Raw genomic sequence first — 18,956 nt, 5'->3', positions numbered from 1 at the left:
GGTGCTCACCCCGCCAGGACTCGCCCTGGCCGCGGCCGCCGGGCCGCCCCTGCGGCGCCCGCCGGCCGGGGCGCGGCTCTTCGCCGGCACCCGCGCCCGGCGGAGCGGAGCGGTCCCCTGCTGCTCGACCGGGCGATCGGGACCGCCGCGGCGCGCGGGCAGACACCGGTCCTGGAGGTCGAGACGGCCGCGCGCGCCGCCATCGGGCTGTACGAACGCGCGGGCCGGCGCCACGTCGGCACCTCCACCGCCGACCGGACGACCGCCGACGGCCGGCTCGCCCGCACGCGGACGTACGTGGCCCCAGCGCCACCCATGAACTCATCCAATTCCGCATCCTCCTGACGCTTCATCAGGCAGTGACCCAACGTCAGGATCGGCCCTTCGGCCACCTGCGGCCGGACCACCGCCGAACACGACTCCGGCCGCGATCAGGACCCGAAGCCGCCGCAACGGACAAACCTTGACATCCGTTCGACCGGCTCTCTACGGTCGGCCGTGGATCTTGAGCGTTCCCGGCACGGCACCGAGCGAGCCGGGACCCCCTGGTCCCCGTCGACCTCGGCACCCACCACACCGGCGCGCGCACCGCTCCCCACGCCGGGCCACCGCCGACGGCCCGCCCACGACGAGCAGGACTGCCATGGCCACACCTTCACACACCGGCGACTCCCCCGAGCACGACGCGTTCCACCCCGACCTCCCGGACCATGGCGCACAGCCGCCACTGCGCGTCCGGCTCCACCACATCCGCGCGGGCGAACTGGACGGCGACACCGCGCAGACCGGCGGCATGCGGCGGTTCGCGGCGATCAGCGGCAGCACGGTCGGCTCCGAGCGCATCTGGATGGGCCAGACACACGTGGCCCCCGACACCGCCTCCTCCAACCACCATCACGGCGCTTCGGAGACGGCGATCCATGTCGTGAAGGGCCACCCGGAGTTCGTGTTCCTGGACGACTCCACCGGCACCCCCGAAGAGGTCCGGCTCCGCACGGCACCCGGCGACTACATCTTCGTTCCGCCCTACGTCCCGCACCGCGAGGAGAACCCGAGCCCGGACGAGGAGGCGGTCGTCGTGATCGCGCGCAGCACGCAGGAGGCGATCGTCGTCAACCTGCCGGAGCTGTACGTACTCGACCAGGATTCACCGGCAGAGAACTGACACCGTGTCACCATCACGGTCACATGGGCGGATCGGGGCGGAGACAGGCCCGTAGCGCACGCGCCATCCGGTCCGCCTCGCCGTCCGTCACCCACTCCCCCTCCGGCCGGCCGAGCATCGCGAAGACACCCGGACCGCGGCGCTCCCGCGGGAGGTCGGGCGGCCGGGGCACCACGTGGAAGTGCACGTGCGAGAAGCCTTCGGCCTCCGCGAACTGCGCCACGTACGTCTTCTCGCAGCCGGTCACCCTGCGCAGCGCGCGGGAGAGCCCGACCTGCCAGGCGCCCAGAGTCCCGGCCTCCGCGTCGGTCAGGTCATGGACGGCCGTCACGTGGCGTCGCGGCAGCAGCACCAGCCATCCCGGCAGCGTCGTTCCGATGGCGTGGACCACCCGCCAGTGCTCGTCGAAGGCGATGCGCTCGCGTGGCGGCAGGCCGGCGAACCGCGCTTCCTCGCCGCACGCGTAGCAGTCGGGATCCGTCATGCCGGGGATCCTAGGTTCCCGAACGGCGCCTTCGCGGCCCCTCCGGCTGGGGCGCGGTGATGCCGGGCGTCGCGGGCCGGGGCCCGAGGTGATGGTCCGCGAGGTTCAGCGCCTCGCTCACCAGGCGTCGCAGATGCCCGTCGGGCAGCGCGTAGATCATGCGGCGGCCCTCCTTGCGGACGGTCACCAGGCCCGCGAGCCGGAGTTTCGCCAGGTGCTGGCTGACGGCGGGGCGGGCCGCGCCGCACGTCTCGGTGAGCGTCGTGACATCCGCCTCGCCACTGCCGAGCGTGTGCAGCAGTACGAGACGGGTGCGGTCGGCGAGGAGGCCGAGGAGGTCGGCGGCGTAGGCAAGCTGCTCGTCGCTCGGGTCTCGCGGGTGCGCACCGTGCGCAGGTGACAGGTGCATGCGTGCGCTCATACGCACATAATGGAACGGGACGCCTTCCGGTGTCCAGCTCCGCCCCGGTCCCTCAGCCTCCGCCCCCGTCCAGGAAGGCCCGACCCTTGAGCCCTCAGCACGGACACGCACCCCATGACGGCGCGCATCACCACGGCGACGATCACCACCGCGGCCACGGCCCCTCGTCGGCGGCGGCCCGGTGGCGGCACCGGCTCGCGCACGTCCTCACCCCGCACTCCCACGAAACCGCCGACAAGACCGACCGGGCACTCGAAGCCTCGGCCCGTGGCCTGCGTGCCCTGTGGATCTCGCTGGCCGTACTGGGCGTGACCGCGGCGGCCCAGGCGGTCGTCGTCGTCCTCTCCGGTTCGGTCGCGCTGCTCGGCGACACGGTCCACAACGCGGCGGACGCCCTCACCGCGCTGCCGCTCGGCGTCGCCTTCGTCCTGGGCCGGCGGGCCGCCAACCGCCGCTTCACCTACGGATACGGGCGCGCCGAGGACATCGCCGGGCTCGTCATCGTCCTGACCATCGCCGCCTCCGCGGCCTTCGCCGCGTGGACGGCCGTCGACCGGCTCATCGACCCGCGGGACATCACGTACCTGCCGGCCGTGGCCGCGGCCGCCGTGATCGGGTTCCTCGGCAACGAATGGGTCGCCCGCTACCGCATCCGCGTCGGCCGTGACATCGGCTCCGCCGCGCTGGTCGCCGACGGACTGCACGCGCGGACGGACGGGTTCACCTCGCTCGCCGTGCTCATCGGCGCGGGCGGCGCCGCCGTCGGCTGGCGGCTCGCCGACCCGCTCGTGGGACTGGCCATCACCGCCGCCATCCTTCTGGTGCTGCGCGACGCCTGCCGCGAGGTCTTCCGGCGTGTGATGGACGCCGTCGACCCGGCCGTCGTCGACAGCGCCGAGCACGCACTGAAACACGTACCCGGCGTGCTGGCCGTCGGCGAACTGCGGATGCGGTGGATCGGGCACCGGCTGCGCGCCGAGGTCGCCATCGTCGTCGACGGCGCGCTCAGCGTGCGCGCCGCCCACGAGGTCGCGGTCGCCGCCGAGCACGCCCTGCTGCACGCCGTCCCCAAGCTCACCGGCGCGCTCGTGCACGCCGACCCTGCGCCCGACCCCGGCGCACCCGACCCGCACGCGGTGCTCGCCCACCACTCCGCGTAGAGACCCGGGAGCTTCGCCCCCTGCCCAACAGGGCGTTCACAGGCACCGCTTAACATCACCGGTGATGACCGGAAGCAGGACGCAGTGTGCGGGGCGCGGCGCGTGGTGGGCCACGCGGATCGCCGCGCTCTGCCCTGCCCTGGGCGTGCTGCTCGCGGCACTGGTGATGTGCCTGGGCCCCGCGGCCCACGGCACCGACAGCACGGCGGACGGCTACCTTCCCACGGTGACCTCTGTTGCGGCCGGGAGCGCGACTCAGCATCACGTGCGATCCGCGCAGCCACACGCGGCGGAGACCGTCGCGCGCCGGGGCGACTGCCCGGCCGGGGACAGGTGTTGCGACCCGGCCTCCCGGGGCGTACGCGCCGTGCTCTCCGCTCCCGCGCAGCCTCATGCGGCGGTTCTCCCCCGCATGCCCGCCGCCGCGATGCCGGACGCCCCGCCCCCGGCCCCGTCGGGCCTCCCGCCCTCCGGCACCGCCCCTGATCTCCACGTCCTCCAGATTCAGCGGACCTAGGCCGATGTCGGGCCGGCGCGGGCGCTCATCGCCGCGCCGCGCCGCACGCGCGCTCGCGCACACCACGACATCACCCGTCCCGCAGAACCGCCGCGCCACGACACCGCGCGGCGGCGAGGAGCCATACCCATGAGCAGAACCAGCAAGAGGGCAGCGGCCACCGCGCGCAAGGCCCGTATCGACGAGATGCGCCGCGCCCAGCAGGTCCGCGACCGGCGCAACCGCATCATCACCGTCACACTCAGCACGGTCATCGTCGCCGGGCTCGTCGGCTTCGGCGCGTACGCCATCGACAGGGCGAACGACAAGGACGAACAGCAGACAGCCGCGGCGAAGAAGCCCGTGCGGGGCGAGAAGAGCTGGGACGCGAAGAAGCTCGGCCGCGACCACGTCACCAAGGCCGTCACCTACAAGATGAACCCGCCCGTCGGCGGGGACCACAACCAGGCCTGGATGACGTGCGACGGCACCGTCTACACCAAGGCCATACCGAACGAGAACGCCGTGCACTCCCTCGAACACGGCGCGGTCTGGGTGACGTACAACGGCAAGGCCGGTGACGCCGACGTCGCGAAGCTCGGCGAGAAGGTCGCCAAGACCCCCTACTCGCTGATGAGTCCGGTCGACGGCCAGGCGGGTCCGATCATGCTGTCCGCGTGGGGCCACCAGCTCACCGTCGACAAGGCGTCCGACCCGCGGGTCGAGCAGTTCTTCACCAAGTACGTGCAGGGTGCGCAGACCCCCGAGCCCGGCGCCGCCTGCACCAACGGTCTGGAGGGGAGCTGATGACGGCGTCCGCGGACACCGTCGGGTCCGGCGAAGCGGCCGGGCGTCCGGCTCCCGTCCGGTTGCTCTTCGTCGGCGCGGCCGTCCTCGTCGCCCTCGCCCTGGCCCTGTGGGTCCTGGCCACCCCCGGCAGTGGCGCGGCGAAGCCGGCGCGGGCCGAGCCGCCGGCCGTCGGCTCCGCGGACGCGGGGTTCGCCCGGGACATGGCCGTCCACCACCAGCAGGCGGTGGAGATGTCCTTCGTCGTCCGCGACCGCACGGACGACGAGGAGGTGCGCCGGCTCGCCTACGACATCGCCAACACCCAGGCCAACCAGCGCGGCATGCTGCTGGGCCGGCTCGACCTGTGGGGGCTGCCCAAGGTCGCGCCGGACGGCGGCTACATGGCGTGGATGGGTGGCAGTCACGCGCATGGCCACGGGGACGACGGAATCGCCGCGAAGGGCGGCGCGCTCATGCCGGGCATGGCCACCGACGCCGAGCTCGACCAGCTGCGCAAGGCCGAGGGCGAGGACGCCGAGGTGCTGTACCTCCAGTTGATGACGGCCCATCACATGGGCGGCGTCGACATGGCGAGCGCCTGCGCCCGGCAGTGCGAGGTCCCGGTGGAACGGCGTCTCGCGCAGGGCATGGTCGACGCGCAGGAGTCGGAGATGAAGCTCATGGCCGACCTGCTGCGGGCGCGCGGTTCGTCGCCTCGCTGACGCGGCCGGGGCCGTCCCGCCGACCACGGGACGGCCCTCCGGGGCACTGCCAGAATGGCGGTGCACCGCCCGACCCCGCCCCGCCCGATCTCTCGTCCTGCCCCATCCCGTCCCGGCAGAAGGCCCCCCATGACGACGACCATCGACTCGCAGGACCCGCTCGCCGTCACGGTCACGCGGGCGATCCGCCAGGGCGACGTACCGGCCCTGCGGCGACTGCTCGCCGAGAACCCGGGGCTGGCCTCCGCCAAGATCGCGGAGACCGCCCACCCGGACTGCTCCGGGATCCGCACGCTGCTGCACATCGCGACCGACTGGCCCGGCCACTTCCCCAACGGTCCGCAGGTGCTCGCCGCCCTGGTGGAGGCCGGGGCGGACCCCCACGCGCGTTTCTCCGGCGCGCACACCGAGACGCCCCTGCACTGGGCGGCGAGCAACGACGACGTCGCCGCCGTCGACGCCCTTGTCGCGGCCGGCGCGGACATCGAGGCGCCGGGCGCGGTGATCGGCGACGGCACTCCTCTCGCCGACGCCTGCGCCTTCGGGCAGTGGCGCGCGGCGTCCCGTCTCGTCGAGCACGGCGCCCGCGTCACGTTCGAGCAGGCCGCGTCGCTCGGTCTGCTCGACCGGGTCCGGGCCCACGCGGCCGCCGAGGCACCGCCGACGCCGGAGGAGGTGTCGAGCGCGTTCTGGTGCGCCTGCCACGGCGGCCGCCTGGCCACCGCCCGGTATCTGTACGAGCTGGGGGCGGATCCCCACCGGGTCGGCTACGGCGACAGGACTCCGCTGGACATCGCGCGGGAGCAGGGGGCCACGGACGTCGTCGAGTGGCTTTCCGCTGTCGTCACGAAGCCGCGGGGTGACTCTGCGTAGTTCCCGTGATTCGGTGCCGCCCCCGGGGTGCTCAATCGGCCCATGGCGGCTCCAATGGAAGGTGGGGAACCTCGGCGAGGAGGCCTGTCCATGACGAATGCGACGCGATTGCTGACCGCTCTTCCTCACGAGCACCGCGAACGACTGATGACGCTCGCCCAGGAGGTGTCGTTCGAAGAGGACGAGCGGATCTTCGAGGAGGGCCACATCGCCGACCGGTTCTGGGTCGTGCGCTCGGGCGCGGTCTCGCTGGACCAGCAGGTCACCGAGACCAGGCGGGTGACCGTCGCCTCGCTGGGCGCGGGTGATCTGCTCGGCTGGTCATGGCTGTTCCCGCCGCACCAGTGGGATTTCGGGGCCGAGGCGTTCAGCACCGTGCGCGCCTACGAGTTCGACGCGCAGGCGGTGCGCAATCTCTGCGAGGCCGATCCCGCGCTGGGCATGACCCTGATCCGTACCGTCGCCGAGATCCTCGCGTACCGGCTCGGAGCGACGCGCGCCAAGCTCATGGAGCAGTACTCCATCCACCGGACGCAGCCGATCTGACGGCGCTCCACGCCCTTTCGCCCGTCGGGCCGATTGTGAACGCCTCGACAAGAGCTGGTCGGATCTGTTGACTGCCCCCACCCCCGGCGATATGAATCCCTGCACATAAGTGATTGTGCACATAGGGGTTGAGGGTCGTGAAGTTCGAGTACGTCCTGCTCGCGCTGCTGTCGTACCGCCCGTTCAGCGGGTACGACCTGCGCAAGTGGGTGGAGACAGAAGGGCAGTTCCTCCGTTCGCGCGCCCATCACAGCCAGATCTACCGGCTGCTCGGACGCATGGTCGACGACGGCTGGGTGGCGTACGAGGTCGATCCGCGCGAGGGCCGGCCGGACGCGAAGGTGTACCGGCTGACGCCACGGGGGCGCGACGTCCTGATGGAGTGGGTGCGCTCCCCGTACGACCCGCCCAGCCGCTTCCAGGACGCCGACTTCCTGGCCAGGTTCAGCTTCGCCGCCCCGCTCGACAAGGACGCGGCGATCCGGCTGATCACGACCGAACTCACGTATCGGCGCGCCCAGATCGCCGCCAACCGCGACCGCGACCGGCGCATCGGATTCGAGAACCCGCTGCCCGAGCTGGACCAGGACCTGGCGCGCGAGATCAGCGACGAGCTGCACGCCTACGGCGCCTCGTCCGTCGACCGCTGGGTGGCCTGGCTCGAAGGGATGCTGCGGCGCCTGGAGACCGGACGGCCGGAGTCCGACGGCCGTACACCCATACAGACAGGGGACGCCGCATGAAGGCGATCATGGTGATGTTCGACAGCCTCAACCGGCGGATGCTGCCGCCGTACGGAGGCGACTGGACGCACGCGCCGAACTTCGCCCGGCTCGCCGAGCGGTCCGTCACGTACGACAACTGCTACGCGGGCTCGATGCCCTGCATGCCGGCCCGCCGTGAGATCCACACCGGGCGGCACAATTTCCTGCACCGCAGCTGGGGTCCGCTGGAGCCGTTCGACGACTCCATGCCCGAACTGCTCAAGCAGAGCGGCGTCTACACCCACCTCGTCAGCGACCACCCCCACTACTGGGAGGACGGCGGCGCGACCTATCACGGCCGGTACAACACCTGGGAGTTCTTCCGCGGGCAGGAGGGCGACCCGTGGAAGGGGCAGGTCGCGGATCCCGAGATGCCCGAGGACCTCAAGAAGGTCCGGTTCGGGGGCATCTACCGGCAGGACTGGGTGAACCGGCCGCACATGGCGACCGAGGACCGTCATCCGCAGACGCTGACGTTCGACGCCGGCCTGGAGTTCGTCCACACCAATCGCGACGCGGACAACTGGTTCGTGCAGATCGAGACCTTCGACCCGCACGAGCCGTTCTTCAGCCACCAGCGCTTCAAGGACCTCTATCCGCACGACTACGACGGCCCGCACTTCGACTGGCCCGACTACAAGCGCGTGGTGGAGACGGACGACCAGGTCGGGCACGCCCGGTACGAGTACGCGGCGCTGCTGTCCATGTGCGACCACTCCCTCGGGCGGGTCCTCGACACGATGGACGAACTCGGCCTGTGGGACGACACGTTGCTCCTCGTCTGCACGGACCACGGTCTGCTGCTCGGCGAGAAGGGGTGGTGGGGCAAGAGCGTGCAGCCCTGGTACAACGAGCTCGTCCATCTGCCCCTGTTCGCCTGGGATCCCCGGACCGGCGCGACGGGCGAGCGGCGCCGGGACCTCGTGCAGACCATCGACCTGGCGCCCACCCTCCTGGAGTTCTTCGGCGTCCCGCGGCCGGGCGACATGCAGGGCGCGCCGCTCTCGGACACGTCCGTACGCGAGGCGGGCCTGTTCGGCATGCACGGCGGGCACGTCAATGTCACCGACGGCCGCTACGTCTACATGAGGGCACCCGTCTCCCCCGACAACGCTCCACTGCACGAGCACACGTTGATGCCGACGCACATGCGGGGCCGCTTCACGCCGCAGGAGCTCGCGGACCTGGAGCTCGCCGAACCCTTCGGCTTCACGAAGGGCGTCCGCACGCTGCGCATGTCCGGGCGCACGCTCTTCAACCCGTACCAGCACGGCACGCTCCTCTACGACCTGGAGTCCGACCCCGAGCAGCGCACCCCGCTCGCCGACGACGCGGTGGAGCTGCGCATGGCGCGTCTGATGGTGGATCTCATGCGGGCGAACGAGGCGCCGCCCGGCCAGTACGAGCGGCTCGGGCTCCCCGCGGTGGGGCCCGTCACCGAGAAACACCTGCTGGTGCGCGCCCAGCGCGAACAGGCCGAGGTCGCCGCGCAGCCCCTGCCGCGCGCCGACGACTACCCGCAGGGCCGCTTCTCGCTGCGCACACCGATCCGGGCTCTGATCTCCGACCCGGTGGCGGTGGAGGTCCTGCGCCGCCACCTGCCAGGTGTCGTGGACTCGGAACTCCTGCAGATCCTGGGGCCGACGCCTCTGATCGACGTCGCCGCCATGGCGGGCGGGCTCTTCCCGGCGCCGCGGCTGCGGCTGGTCGCCGAGGAACTCGCCGCGCTCTGACCGAACCGCGGCCCGGGCCAGAAGGTCCGTGCCGCCGCACCACCGCAGGAACGCCGGTGACGGGGCGGCCACCCCGTCACCGGCAGGCACCTCTCCCCTCCCGCACCGCTCCAGCGAAGAACCATGCCAAGAAAGGGTGGCGCCATGCCCGAGCTTATCGATGGGCCAGCGAGAACGACCAAGGACATCGGACCTCCCGGGGTGCCCCGGCGCGGGCGCCAGTTGTCGCTGCTCGGCGGTGCGCTGCTGGTCGACAGCACGGAGGCGAGCCTCGTCAGCGGCCTCTTCCCGCTGATCCGGCAGTCGCTCGGCATCTCGCTCGGGGCGCTCGGCGTCCTCACCGCCGCGAGCAAGATCGTGGGGGTGTTCACGGGTCCGTTCTGGGTGTGGGCCGCACAGCGCTGGTCCCGCAAGGGCGTCCTCGTCCTCGCGACGGGCCTGTGGGGTGTCTGGGGTGTGGCCGCGGGCTTCTCCCAGAACTTCGCCCAGCTCCTCGTGCTCTACACGATCCTCGCCGCGGGCTACGCGGCCGCCCACCCCGTCATCACCGAGATCATCGGGGACCTCTTCGACAGCTCGTCGCGGGGCCGCGCGGTCGGACTCGTGTACGGCGCCGTGGCGCTGGTCAGTTCGGTGATCGGGCCGCTCAAAGGCCAGTTGGCCGGCGTCGACGACGGCTGGCGATGGGGTCTGTGGGGCATCGGCGCGTTCAACATCGTGCTCGGCTGCGGGATCTGGCTGTGGTTCCGCGATCCCGGCCGGGGCGCCGCGGAGCGGCAGCTCGCCGACCTGGGCCAGGAGGCCCGCGCGGCGCACGCCACCAAGGTCACCTGGTCGCAGGCGGTGGCGCTGTTCAGGGTCCGCAGCCTGTTCATCCTGCTGGTGTCCCGGCTGTTGTCCGGCCACCTCCTGATCTCCACGTTCGGTGTGGTCTATCTGGTGGACGTGTTCGGCTTCAGCACCCAGGTCGCCTCGGTGGTGCTGCTCCCGATGGGCATCGGCTACTTCCTGGGCACCCTCCTCGGCGGCTTCGCGGCCGACTGGGCCGCGCGCCGCAGCCCCCGGTACGGGCTGGTCGCGGTGTTGCAGGGCGCACAGTTCGCGTTCGCCGTGGTGGCCTTCTTCGGCACTCAGATCGCGTACGACGGCATCGCCCTCTTCGCGGTCTTCTTCGGTCTCATGGGCCTGGCCCAGGGGATCAACCCGCCGGTCAACCGGCCCATGGTCATGGCCGTCACCCCACCCGAGCAGCGTGCCGCCGCCTTCGCGATCTACGTGTCCGTCTTCGAGGCGATCGCCTGGGCGGCGTTCAGCCTCGGCGCGGGCTTCCTGGGCGACGTGGTCGGGCTCCGGCCGGTGTTCCTGTGGGTCCTCGTCATCCTGATGCTCGTCAACGGCGCGGTCCTCACCCTGCTCTACCGTCCGTACGCGCAGGACGTGGCACGGGTACAGGGGGAACTCGACCGGCGCAGGAGAGAGGCTCTGGGCGCGGGGTGACATCGGGGTGACGACAGCACCGCGGCCGGGCCGGATCCGTGCCGCCCGGCGCGCGGTGCGCCTCGGCGTGCACGGGTCCTGCCCGGCCGCGGTGAGCTGTCGGCGACGCTCAGACGCCGCTCGCCACCTCCCGTTCCGTCAGCGCGGCCGTCCCCTCCGGCGTCTGCGGCACTCGCAGGCTCCGGAGCCGGGCCGTGCACCAGATGCCGATGGCCGAGACGACCATGAGCATGAGCGCCGTCGGCCAGTAGTGGCCGCCCGCTGCCGCGGCGAGGGAGACCGCCGCGAGCGGCGCGAGGCCACCGAAGACCAGGTTGCAGATCTGGTAGGACAGCGAGATGCCGGTGTAGCGGACGTGCGGGGCGAAGCCCTCCGCGAGGATCGAGGCGATGGGCCCGTACAGCGCGGACATCACCAGGCGCATCGCCAGCATCAGCAGCCAGATCAGGACGACGCTGCCGGTGCCGAGGACCATGAACTGCGGGATCGCCAGGACGATCACGCCGGCCAGGCCCGCGATGACGACCTTGTGCGGGCCCACCCGGTCCGCCAGCCAGGACAGCCACGGCGTGACCAGGAGCTCCAGGAACGCCGCCAGGGTGAGGCCGTTGAGGAGCATCGACTCGGACAGGTGGAGGTCACCGGTGCCGTACGAGAGCAGGAAGCTGGTCACCACGTAGTAGCCGCCGGTCGCGGTGGCCAGGGCGAAGACACCGATGAGGACCGTGCGCCACGCCTTCTGGAAGACCTCCACGACGGGCAGCTTCTGTTCGGTGGCGGCGTGCTCCTCACGCACCTCGGACATGACGGGCGACTCCTCGAGCTTCACCCGTACGACGAGGCCGACGATCACAAGCACCGAGGACGCCAGGAACGGCACGCGCCAGCCCCAGCTCATGAACGCGTCGTTCCCGAAGAGGTTCATGAGGCTGAAGGCGCCGGTCGACAGCAACGCACCCACGGACGAGCCGAGTTGGGCGAACGAACCGAAGAACGAGGCCTTTCCGGGCGGGGCGTTCTCCACCGCGATCAGTACGGCGCCGCCCCACTCGCCGCCGATCGCGATGCCCTGAATGAGGCGCAGCGTGATCAGCAGAACCGGGGCCAGCGCGCCGACCTGGGAGTAGGTGGGGAGCAGACCGATCGCGAACGAGGCGCCGCCCATCATCATGAGCGTGATGACCAGGGTCTTCTTCCGGCCGACGCGGTCGCCTATGTGACCGAAGACGATGCCGCCGAGCGGACGCAGCAGGAAGCCGACGGCGAAGGTCGCGAACGCCGAGAGGGTCTTGAGGTAGGGCGACATGTCCGGCGGGAAGAACAGGTCGTCGAAGACGATCGCCGCCGCGGTGGCGAAGGCGTAGAAGTCGTACCACTCGATCGAGGTGCCGGCGAGGGCCGCGAAGGCGGCTCTGTACGGGCTCTGTCGGGTGGCGGCGGGCTGTGTCGGCATGAAGCCTCCGGGGACAGGAGAGGCGGGGAAGGGGCGGGGAGACGCGGAGGGGTCAGCGGCCGGGGGTGGCCCAGGCGCGGGCGCCGCCGATCCAGGTCTCGCGTACGCCGATGGAGGCGAGTTCGGCCGGGTCCGCGGTGAGCGGGTCGCTGTCGAGGACCACGAAGTCGGCGAGCATGCCGGGGGCCAGGGTGCCGACGGCGTGCTCGCGGTGCAGGGCACTGGCCGCCGCCGCGGTGTGCGCGTGCAGGCCGTCGGCGACGGGCATGCGCAGCGCGGCGTCGCCGAGGACGGTGCCGAGCACGGTGCGGCGGGTGGCCGCCGCGGAGATCGCCTCCAGCGGGGCGGGCGGCGCGACGGGCGCGTCGGAGCTGAAGACGACGGGCACGCCCGCGGCGAGGCAGGCGCCCGCCGGGTTGTAGCGGTGGCCGAGGTCGCCGACGGCGGTGAGTGTGCCGTCGCCGGTGCGCAGGTGGTGCTGGGGCTGCATGACGGGTACGACGCCCAACTCGCCCATGCGCGCGATCTGTTCGTCGGTGGGCAGGCCGGAGTGCTCGATGCGGTGGCGGATGCCGGGGCGCTCGCGGTCGGCCTGCGCCTTCTCGACGGCGTCGAGCACCATGCCGATGGCGAACGGGGACTGGGCGTGCGTGGCGGTCTGCAGGCCGGCGCGGTGGGCGCGGCCGACGAGCTCGGCGTACTCCTCGGCCGAGTGGTAGAGCTGCCCGTGGTGGCAGCAGTCCGCCGCGTATCCGTCGGGGAAGTACGCGGTCCAGCCGCCGAGCGTGCCGTCGGCGTAGAACTTCACGCCCTGGACACGGAAGTGGTCGTCGCCGAAGCCGTTCACGACTCCCAGGTCGAGGGCGGTGTCGAGGAGCGCGGAGGTGAGGTAGGCGGAGACGCGCAGGCGCAGCGAGCCGTCCTGGCGCGCCCGCAGATAGGTCTCCATCTCACGGCGGGAGGCCTGCGCGTCGCCGACGGTGGTGACTCCGGCGGCGAGGAAGACCTCCTGGGCGCGCATCAGGTGGTCGGCCATGATCGCGTCGGGTTCGGAGAGGTGGAAGTTCGGTCCGTGGTTGCCGATCTTCACGCCGCCGGGCCCGGTGAGCAGGTCGCAGGCCGCGTCCCAGAGCTGTCCGTCGGGCTCGCCGGAGGGCAGACGGCCGATGCTGCCGCCCTCGGGGTCGGGGGTGCCCGCGGTGACGCCGCAGGTGCGCAGGGTGTGGGAGTTCACGACGCCGCCGTGACCGGAGGCGTTCATGACGTACACCTCGCGGTCGGTGGCGACGCGGTCGAGGTCGTGACAGGTGGGGTGGCGGCGTTCGGCGAGCCTGCGGTGCTCGTAGCCGAAGCCGCGTACGGGGACTCCGGCGGGGAGTTCGCGGGCGGCGTCGGTGAGGACGGCGACGAGGGTCTCGATGTCGGGGACACGTTCGGGCCGGCAGTCGACCCAGGCCAGGGCCTGCCCGTACATAACGGGGTGGCAGTGGGCGTCGACGAAGCCGGGGTGGACGAGGCCGCCGTCGAGTGCGAGGTGCTCGTCGACGCGGCCGTCGAGAGCGGCGCGTGCCGCGTCCGCGGTGCCGACGTGGACGACGCGGCCGCCCCGGACGGCGAGCGCCTCGGCTCGTACGGGGGTTCCGGCGGCGGCCACCGCCGCGCCGGTCACCAGGAGCGTGCGGTCGGCGTCATCGAGGGGGTGGTGCATGAGGGGGCCTGCTTTCGACCGTGGGAAGACCATGAGGGCCGCCGCGCACAGAGAGGGCGCGGCGACTGATTCGTTCGCATGGACGATAAGCAACCGACGTTGACTTGACTAGATGTATCGCTTAGAAACTTTTCGTAAGTTCCAATGGGTCATCACTTACGTATCATCTGACCGGCGCCTCATCCGGCGGCCGGATCCTCATAGCGCTCCTTGATCAGTTCCAGGTGCACCCAGCTCTCCACCGTGCGCACACCTTTCACGGCCCGCATGTCCTCGACGGCCGTCCGGATCGCGGCGAGGGATTCCACCGTGATCGTGCCGACCAGGTCCGCGCGCCCCATGCAGGAGGACAGGAAGGAGACCTGTTCGCGATCCGCGAGGCGAGCCGCGACCTCGTCGCGCTCCCCCTCGACGCGGACCGCGAAGCCGCACAGGATGCCGAGGCCGAGAAGTTCGGGGCGCACCAGCGCGAGCACCTTCGCGACACCGCCGTCCAGGAGCCTCAGGGTGCGCGCGCGGGCCGCTCCGGCCGACAGGCCGACCCGCTCGGCGAGCTCGGCGAACGGGAGGCGGCCGTCGGCCTCCAGCTCGCGCAGGACGAGCTGGTCGGTCTCGTCGAGTTCCGTGACGGCCGGCTCGCCCGCGAGCAGATACGGGTCCTTGAGGTGGCGGGTGGAGATGAGCGGGTCCACGACGTCGACGCCGGGCAGGCAGCGGACGCGCTCGATCGCCCGGTCCAGATCGGCGATCCCCTTCGTGCGCAGCTCGGCCATGACCGCGTAGCCGCCGGCGGTCAGCGTGACGAACGGCGCCTCGGGCATGGCGGCGATGGCGCGCGCCACGGGCCCGGCCGGACCGCGGACACCGATCGACAGATGCGCCGACGCGGTGAGGCCCCGGACGGCGGGGTGCACGACGGCCGCCACGAGCACACCGCCACCCTCGAGCAGCCGGTGGACGCGGGCCCGCGTGGCGGGCCGGGAGAGACCGACCCGCTGGGCCAGCGTCTCGTACGTCAGACGGCCGTCCGCCTGCAGCTCGCGGACGACGGCGAGGTCGATGTGGTCCAGGTCCACCGGGGCTTCCCCTCAGCTCGGCTGCCCGGGTACGGCCGCACCCGGGGTCGGCGCCCATTGTCTGCCACGGCGACGCGGGCGCCGGACACCCGTGACATCCGTCACGGACGCCCGTCTCATGCGGACTGGACAATTATGGAAGACGAAACGTAACTTCGAGACCGAAGCGACCGACGAATCATTCGTCGCCCTGAATTTGTCGCTCCAGGCGTGGGGAGAATTGAGATGGGTCAGCCCGTGGTGGTCTTCACCGACCCCGAGGAGCTGGATGTCGAGCCGGGCGAGCGCCTGCTGCGCGACGCGGGCTTCGAGGTCCGCGTCGTCGGGAGCCGCGACCCCGCCAGGATCGCGGCGGCCGCGCACGACGCCGAGGCACTGATCGTCGGCTACGCCCCCGTGGACGCGGCCCTCCTGGACCGGCTGCCCACCGTGCGCATGCTGGCCACGATGTCCGCGGGCTACGACATGGTGGACACCGCCGAGGCCCGCCGCCGCGGCCTGTGGGTGAGCAACCTGCCGCACGCGGCCACCGAGGACGTCGCCGTGCACGCGCTCGCCGCCACCCTCTCCCTCGTACGCTACCTGCCGCACGCCGACGCCACGGTGCGCAGCGGCGGCTGGAACACGGAGTTCGGCGAACTGCCGCGCCGGGCGAGCGAGGTGACGCTCGGCCTGGTCGGGTTCGGCCGTATCGCGCGCGCCGTGGCGCGGATGGCGGCGCCCGTCTTCGGCCGCGTGGCCGCCTTCGACCCGCACGCCGACCCGGGCGGCTGGCCGCCCGAGGTCGACCGGCTCGGCCTCGACGAACTGGTCAGCCGCGCCGACGTGCTGTCCCTGCACACCCCGCTCACCCCGCAGACCCACGGTCTCGCGGACGAGGCGCTGCTCGCCCGGATGCGGCCGGGCTCGTTCCTCGTGAACGTCTCGCGCGGTGAACTCGTCGACGCCGACGCGCTCCTGCGGGCGCTGGACAGCGGGCATCTCGCCGGGGCGGCACTCGACGTGTTCCCGGTCGAACCCCCGCCCGCCGACGACCCGTTGCGCACCCACCCGCGCATCCAGCTCTCCCCGCACAGCGCGTTCCTGTCCGACGCCTCGCAGCGCGCATACGTGTGCGCGCCCGCCGAGAACGTGATCGCCTGGCACCGCACCGGCCGCCCGCTCACCCCCGTGGTCGACCCGACTCTCGAAGGAGCCGTCTCGTGACCGACCTGCTGACCCCCGCCGCCGATCAGGACGCCGCGCAGACCGAGCTGCGGCTGCGCCGCGAACTCGCCGCCGTCTACCGGCTCGTGGCCCACTTCCGCATGACCGACCTGATCTTCACGCACATCTCGCTGCGCCTGCCGGGCCCGGACCACCACTTCCTGATCAACCCGTACGGGCTGCTCTTCGAGGAGATCACCGCCTCCAACCTGGTCAAGATCGACCTGTCCGGCAACCCGGTCGAGCCGACCCCCTACCCGGTCAACCCGGCCGGTTTCGTCATCCACAGCGCGATCCACGCCGCCCGCGAGGACGCCCACTGCGTCCTGCACACGCACACCAAGGCGGGTTGCGCCGTCGCCGCGCAGCAGGGCGGCCTTCTGCCGCTGAACCAGATGTCGATGGAGTTCCACAACCGGGTCGGCTACCACGACTACGAGGGTGTGGCGCTCAACCTGGACGAGCAGAAGCGCCTGGTCGACGACATCGGCGGGCACCCCGCGCTGATCCTGCGCAACCACGGCCTGCTCACCGTCGGCGACAGCGCGGCCCAGGCGTTCCTGCGCATGTACTACCTGGAGAAGGCCTGCGAGATCCAGGTCACCGCGCAGGCCGGCGGCGTCCCGCTCACCGTGCCCTCCCCGGAGGTGTGCGAGTACACCGCCCGGCAGCTCGCGGGCGAGGCGGAGGCCGACTCGGACTTCCAGGACGAGGACGCGTACGACCTGGCATGGGCGGCGATGCTGCGCCTGCTCGACCGGATCGCGCCGGACTACAAGGACTGAGCACGAGCCGAGCGCCGAACCGAGCGACAGCGGAAGTGGACGGCGGGGCCCCTTCGGGCCCCGCTCGCCCTTCGTACGGTGGCGCTTCGCCTGGAGTTCACCCTCACGTCACCCCGTGACCGCCATGATCGGTAAGCATTTGTCCTTCCGATCGCGGTTTCATCAGGGGGAACGACAGTGCAGAGCGCCCGTGCCAGACGTGTGATCCGGCGGAGCGTCCCGGCCGGTGCGGCCGCCGTCGCGGCCACGCTCCTGCTCGTGGGGTGCGGGGCGGGCGGCCCGGGTGCCGCCGCCGATCGCGCGTCCTCGGCCGGCGCCTCCCCCGTGGCCGACATCGACTGCGCAGGCAGGAGCCAGGTGCCGGGCTCGGGTTCGACGGCCCAGCAGAACGTGATGAAGTACTGGATCGACCAGTACCAACGCGCCTGCCCCGGCGTCCAGATCGCCTACAACCCGCTCGGATCGGGCGCCGGCGCCGCCCAGTTCCTGCGCGGCGCGACCGCGTTCGGCGGCTCGGACAGCGCGCTGAAGCCCGAAGAGGTCGAGCTGTCGAAGCAGACGTGCGCCGGCGGCCGGGCCATCGACCTGCCCATGGCGGGCGGCCCCATCGCGGTCGGCTACAACCTGCCCGGCGTCGACGACCTGGTCCTCGACGCCCCGACCCTCGCCGGGATCTTCGACACCCGGATCACCACCTGGGACGCCCCACAGATCCGCGCGCTCAACCCCGACGCGGAACTCCCCTCGACCCGCATCCGCCCGGTGCACCGCTCGGACGACTCGGGCACGACGCAGAACCTTCAGGCCTACCTCGCCGGAGCCGCCCCGGCCGCCTGGCCCTACGCGGCGGAGAAGTCCTGGCAGGCCAGGGGCGGCGGCTCGGCGAACGGCTCCAGCGGAGTCGTGTCCGAGGTCAACTCCTCGTACGGGTCGATCGGCTACTTCGAGCTCTCCTTCGCGGCGAGCAGCCACGTACCGACCGTCCGCATCGACACGGGCGGGGCGGATCCCGTCGCCCCGTCGCCGGAGTCCGCGTCCGCCGGAATCGCCGCGGCCCACGTCGCCGGCGAGGGCAAGGACATGTCGCTGAAGTTCCGCTACGGTCACTCGGCCGCGGGCGCGTACCCGATCGTCCTGGTCACGTACGAGATCGTGTGCGACAAGGGCAACCGGGCCGCCACACTCCCGGCGCTCAAGTCCTTCCTCACCTACACCGCGAGCGACGAGGGCCAGCAGGCGCTGGCCCGGATCCACTACGCACCCCTGCCGGACACCGTCGCGGCCCAGGTGCGGCAGACGGTGCGGTCCCTTTCCTGACGCCGCGGGGCAGCACCTTCCAAGCGCACATCTCGCCAAGTACCCTGAGGTCAGCGGGAGTTCGCGCGGCAGGGCGTGACGCCCCGTTCCCCTCGTCGCCCGTGAGTGTCACCATGCTGAGCCCGGGCATGTCCCGCGGCCTGACGGGAGGCTCATATGGCTCAGGTGTACTTGCGGCGGCTGTCGCGGTGGCAGGCGGAACAGCAGCGGGAAGCCGTCGCCGACGTGTACGTCTCGGCGTACCACGGGGCCGCGGGGGCCGAGTACCGCGACCGGCAGGGGTTCTTGACCCGGTTCGAGAAGCACGGTCAGCGGCCCGACTTCGACATGGTGGTGGCCGACTCGGGCGGGCTCGTCGGCTGCCTCTACGGGTACCGGGCCGACCGCACCGGTGACTGGTGGGCGGGCTTCCGGGGTGAGCTGCCGACCGAGTTCGAGGAACTCACCGCGTCCGGCCGGACCTTCGTCCTCGCCGAGCTGATGGTGCTGCCCGCCCATCGGCGCCACGGCGTCGCGACGGACCTGCGGACACGGCTCCTCGCGCGCCACGACACCGACCTGACCGTCGCGGCGGTGCCCCGGCCCGACCCCGCCGCACCCGAGGCGCCGGGCTCCGCGCTGCTGCGCTCCTGGGGCTGGCTGGACCTCGGCACATCGGGCCCCGGCGACGCACCCGGGGCGAGCGACAGGCAGGTGTGGGTGCGCAGGCCCGTGAGGTGAGCCCCGGCCGCTCCCGCACGGACGATCTATAGCCTCTCCCC

At 72.0% G+C, this 18,956-nt stretch carries 19 protein-coding genes; 14 read left to right on the top strand and 5 right to left on the bottom strand.

The window, feature by feature from the left end:
* Positions 1-643: 643 nt before the first annotated feature.
* Positions 644-1,165, top strand: coding sequence for a cupin domain-containing protein (locus tag LGI35_RS39550; protein WP_227299244.1), 522 nt, complete (start codon positions 644-646; stop codon positions 1,163-1,165).
* 19 nt (positions 1,166-1,184) lie between these two features.
* Here LGI35_RS39550 and LGI35_RS39545 read toward each other — a convergent pair whose 3' ends face one another.
* Together LGI35_RS39545 and LGI35_RS39540 are read right to left on the bottom strand one after the other, a co-directional pair.
* Positions 1,185-1,649, bottom strand: coding sequence for an HIT family protein (locus LGI35_RS39545; RefSeq protein ID WP_227299243.1), 465 nt, complete (start codon positions 1,647-1,649; stop codon positions 1,185-1,187).
* 10 nt (positions 1,650-1,659) lie between these two features.
* Entirely contained in the window at positions 1,660-2,070 is a 411-nt protein-coding gene (locus LGI35_RS39540) for an ArsR/SmtB family transcription factor (RefSeq protein WP_227299242.1), read from the bottom strand.
* Positions 2,071-2,156: 86 nt separating this feature from the next.
* Between LGI35_RS39540 and LGI35_RS39535 the strand changes: the two genes are divergently transcribed.
* The 9 genes from LGI35_RS39535 (at position 2,157) to LGI35_RS39495 (ending at position 10,650) form a co-directional block, all read left to right on the top strand.
* Complete coding sequence (locus LGI35_RS39535) at positions 2,157-3,230, top strand: cation diffusion facilitator family transporter (protein WP_227299241.1); 1,074 nt, start codon at positions 2,157-2,159, stop codon at positions 3,228-3,230.
* A 64-nt stretch (positions 3,231-3,294) separates the two neighbouring features.
* On the top strand, positions 3,295-3,747 hold the full coding sequence (locus LGI35_RS39530; RefSeq protein ID WP_227299240.1) for a hypothetical protein: 453 nt from the start codon (positions 3,295-3,297) through the stop codon (positions 3,745-3,747).
* A gap of 129 nt (positions 3,748-3,876) precedes the next feature.
* The gene (locus LGI35_RS39525) at positions 3,877-4,533 is read left to right on the top strand and encodes a DUF3105 domain-containing protein (RefSeq protein ID WP_227299239.1); all 657 of its coding nucleotides are present in this window, start codon (positions 3,877-3,879) and stop codon (positions 4,531-4,533) included.
* On the top strand, positions 4,533-5,237 hold the full coding sequence (locus LGI35_RS39520) for a DUF305 domain-containing protein (protein ID WP_227299238.1): 705 nt from the start codon (positions 4,533-4,535) through the stop codon (positions 5,235-5,237). Before LGI35_RS39525 ends, LGI35_RS39520 begins: the two co-directional genes overlap by 1 nt.
* A gap of 129 nt (positions 5,238-5,366) precedes the next feature.
* Positions 5,367-6,110 carry an ankyrin repeat domain-containing protein gene (locus tag LGI35_RS39515; protein ID WP_227299237.1) on the top strand — a complete coding sequence of 248 codons (744 nt, stop codon included), beginning with the start codon at positions 5,367-5,369 and terminating at the stop codon, positions 6,108-6,110.
* 90 nt (positions 6,111-6,200) lie between these two features.
* Positions 6,201-6,656, top strand: a complete 456-nt coding sequence (locus LGI35_RS39510) for a cyclic nucleotide-binding domain-containing protein (RefSeq protein ID WP_227299236.1) — start codon at positions 6,201-6,203, stop codon at positions 6,654-6,656.
* 137 nt (positions 6,657-6,793) lie between these two features.
* Entirely contained in the window at positions 6,794-7,399 is a 606-nt protein-coding gene (locus LGI35_RS39505) for a PadR family transcriptional regulator (RefSeq protein ID WP_227299235.1), read from the top strand.
* Positions 7,396-9,153 carry a sulfatase gene (locus LGI35_RS39500; RefSeq protein WP_227299234.1) on the top strand — a complete coding sequence of 586 codons (1,758 nt, stop codon included), beginning with the start codon at positions 7,396-7,398 and terminating at the stop codon, positions 9,151-9,153. Before LGI35_RS39505 ends, LGI35_RS39500 begins: the two co-directional genes overlap by 4 nt.
* A gap of 144 nt (positions 9,154-9,297) precedes the next feature.
* Complete coding sequence (locus LGI35_RS39495) at positions 9,298-10,650, top strand: MFS transporter (protein WP_227299233.1); 1,353 nt, start codon at positions 9,298-9,300, stop codon at positions 10,648-10,650.
* A gap of 109 nt (positions 10,651-10,759) precedes the next feature.
* On the opposite strand, the gene LGI35_RS39490 is transcribed toward LGI35_RS39495, so the two are convergent.
* From LGI35_RS39490 to LGI35_RS39480, 3 genes are all read right to left on the bottom strand, one after another.
* A complete protein-coding gene (locus tag LGI35_RS39490; RefSeq protein ID WP_227299232.1) occupies positions 10,760-12,103 on the bottom strand; it encodes an MFS transporter in 1,344 nt (447 codons plus the stop codon).
* 52 nt (positions 12,104-12,155) lie between these two features.
* Complete coding sequence (locus tag LGI35_RS39485; protein ID WP_227299231.1) at positions 12,156-13,811, bottom strand: amidohydrolase; 1,656 nt, start codon at positions 13,809-13,811, stop codon at positions 12,156-12,158.
* A gap of 179 nt (positions 13,812-13,990) precedes the next feature.
* Positions 13,991-14,887 carry an Lrp/AsnC family transcriptional regulator gene (locus tag LGI35_RS39480; RefSeq protein WP_227299230.1) on the bottom strand — a complete coding sequence of 299 codons (897 nt, stop codon included), beginning with the start codon at positions 14,885-14,887 and terminating at the stop codon, positions 13,991-13,993.
* A 225-nt stretch (positions 14,888-15,112) separates the two neighbouring features.
* On the opposite strand from LGI35_RS39480, the gene LGI35_RS39475 reads away from it, so the two are divergent.
* The 4 genes from LGI35_RS39475 (at position 15,113) to LGI35_RS39460 (ending at position 18,915) form a co-directional block, all read left to right on the top strand.
* Positions 15,113-16,093 carry a C-terminal binding protein gene (locus LGI35_RS39475; RefSeq protein ID WP_227299229.1) on the top strand — a complete coding sequence of 327 codons (981 nt, stop codon included), beginning with the start codon at positions 15,113-15,115 and terminating at the stop codon, positions 16,091-16,093.
* Positions 16,090-16,878 carry a class II aldolase/adducin family protein gene (locus LGI35_RS39470; protein ID WP_227299228.1) on the top strand — a complete coding sequence of 263 codons (789 nt, stop codon included), beginning with the start codon at positions 16,090-16,092 and terminating at the stop codon, positions 16,876-16,878. Before LGI35_RS39475 ends, LGI35_RS39470 begins: the two co-directional genes overlap by 4 nt.
* A 177-nt stretch (positions 16,879-17,055) precedes the next feature.
* Positions 17,056-18,195 (top strand): phosphate ABC transporter substrate-binding protein PstS, encoded by a 1,140-nt coding sequence (gene pstS, locus LGI35_RS39465; protein WP_227299227.1) that lies wholly within the window; start codon positions 17,056-17,058, stop codon positions 18,193-18,195.
* 156 nt (positions 18,196-18,351) lie between these two features.
* The gene (locus LGI35_RS39460; protein WP_227299226.1) at positions 18,352-18,915 is read left to right on the top strand and encodes a hypothetical protein; all 564 of its coding nucleotides are present in this window, start codon (positions 18,352-18,354) and stop codon (positions 18,913-18,915) included.
* Positions 18,916-18,956: the final 41 nt, after the last annotated feature.

The sequence above is a fragment of the Streptomyces longhuiensis genome (genome assembly GCF_020616555.1).
GTDB classification, from domain to species: Bacteria; Actinomycetota; Actinomycetes; order Streptomycetales; family Streptomycetaceae; genus Streptomyces; species Streptomyces longhuiensis.
This window is presented reverse-complemented; position numbering and strand designations above follow the sequence as displayed.